Below are 1,767 nucleotides of genomic sequence, written 5' to 3' on the forward strand. Positions count from 1 at the left end.
TCATCAGATTGGCGGTCTCGGAAGTGGCCGAGAAGCGGGCCGGCAGCGAAACGGTGCTTACCAAGCTCAGCGAACTGATGTTCGTTGACGTGTTGCGCCGCTATGTGGAATCGCTGCCGCCGCAGCAGACCGGCTGGCTGGCGGGCCTGCGCGATCCGCAGCTGTCGAAGGCGCTGGCGCTGATCCACGACCGGCCGGCCCACAATTGGACGGTGGAGGCGCTGGCCAAGGAGTCCGCTTTCTCGCGCACGGTGCTTGCGGAGCGCTTCACCAAAATCGTCGGCATGCCACCGATGCATTATCTCGCCAAATGGCGCATGCAGATCGCCTCGGAGCTGCTCAGCACCGGCAACAGCAACGTCGCCAGCATCGCGGCGGAGATAGGCTACGAATCCGAAGCGGCGTTCAGCCGGGCCTTCAAGAAGATGATCGGCGTACCGCCCTCGGCCTGGCGCCTGGGCGTTAGAGTTGCGGCGGGCTCCGGAAGCGACGAGGCTTCCGAAACGGCGAATGAATCAGGGAGCTAGCGATCCGCCACAGCCAGCTTGGCGCCAAGCATGACGAAGGCAGCGGCGAAGCTGCGGCGCATCCAGGTCAACACCTTCGGCCGCGACACGATGTGGCTGCGCACCGAGGCCGCGAAGACGCCATAGACGGCGAAGACGACGAAGGTCATCAGCATGAAGACGCCGGAGAGCTCCAGCATTCTGGGCAGCGCATGCGGCTCGGTGGTGCTGACGAATTGCGGCAGGAAGGCGAAGAAGAAGATCGACAGTTTCGGGTTCAGCACGTTGACCAGGATGCCAGCGGTGATCGTCCTGGCGGTCGAGCGCGGCGCGGCGTCCTCATCGATGCTGAGGCCGCCTTTTTCCTTCAACGTGTTCCAGGCCATGTAGAGCAGGTAGGCGACGCCGAGATATTTCAGCGTCTCGAAGGCGACGGCGCTGGTGTGCAGCACAGCGGCGAGGCCAGTGATGGCGGCCGCCATATGCGGGATGATGCCCAACGTGCAGGCGAATGCGGCTACGACCGAGGCCCGCGCGCCGCGCGAGAGGCCGGCGCTCAGCGTGTAGAGGACGCCTGTGCCGGGCGAGGCCACGATGATCAGCGACGTCAACAGGAATTCGATGCTCATGGATTTCCTCCGCGGCCCTGCCCGGCCGGAAGGTACCGGGAGGTGTGGACTTCGGCAAGCGGGTGGAGACTAGCTCACCGACAACCCATGCGCCGTCCTTGCCATCAGGCAGTCGTCGCCGCCGGGCATGCAGGCGCGGCAGACATCCGGGCGGAGATCATAGATGCCGCAAGCCGTGTGCTTACCCACCTCCCCGGTGAGCGCAGAGCACCGCGCACCCTCGCAGCGCATTCCGGACTGGTCGGCGGCTACCAGTTCGAGCGGGATGCGGTCCAGTTGCTCATCCTCCTCGGTCGAGAAGCGCGGCCAGTCGGCCGAATAGGAGCAGCAGGCTCCGCAGCTCTGGCAGTCGAAGGCGACGCCTTGCGAAAGCGATACGGTGATGGCGGGGTCGAGCGGCAAGGCGATCCTCATGCGTGCCTTGTCTTGGCGCAGGATTGCGGCGTTCGTCCATACTTCCACGCAATTTTTCCCGACAGCATGATTTTTTCGTTTTGCCGGGAACCCTTTCGCCGGCTGCCGGTTTATCCCTGCTGTCAGCAATTCGAGAGCGATCGAGAAAGGTTGACGGCAAAGACGCCTCCCGCGTGTAAAAAGCGCGAGAGGCGTTTTTCATCAGGCCTACATGATCA

At 63.8% G+C, this 1,767-nt stretch carries 3 protein-coding genes; 1 reads left to right on the top strand and 2 read right to left on the bottom strand.

Annotation, left to right across the window (positions count from 1 at the left end):
- The coding region (locus tag EOA27_RS34995; protein WP_145970779.1) for an AraC family transcriptional regulator at positions 1-527 on the top strand (527 nt) is incomplete at its 5' end.
- On the opposite strand, the gene EOA27_RS35000 is transcribed toward EOA27_RS34995, so the two are convergent.
- Positions 524-1,135: a LysE family translocator gene (locus tag EOA27_RS35000; protein ID WP_126083202.1), complete on the bottom strand. Its 612-nt coding sequence runs from the start codon at positions 1,133-1,135 to the stop codon at positions 524-526. The two genes, EOA27_RS34995 and EOA27_RS35000, sit on opposite strands and share 4 nt — an antisense overlap.
- 69 nt (positions 1,136-1,204) lie before the next feature.
- Entirely contained in the window at positions 1,205-1,549 is a 345-nt protein-coding gene (locus EOA27_RS35005; RefSeq protein WP_126083842.1) for a YkgJ family cysteine cluster protein, read from the bottom strand.
- Positions 1,550-1,767: the final 218 nt, after the last annotated feature.

Origin of the sequence: Mesorhizobium sp. M2A.F.Ca.ET.037.01.1.1 (genome assembly GCF_003998075.1) — a bacterium.
Lineage (GTDB): Bacteria > Pseudomonadota > Alphaproteobacteria > Rhizobiales > Rhizobiaceae > Mesorhizobium.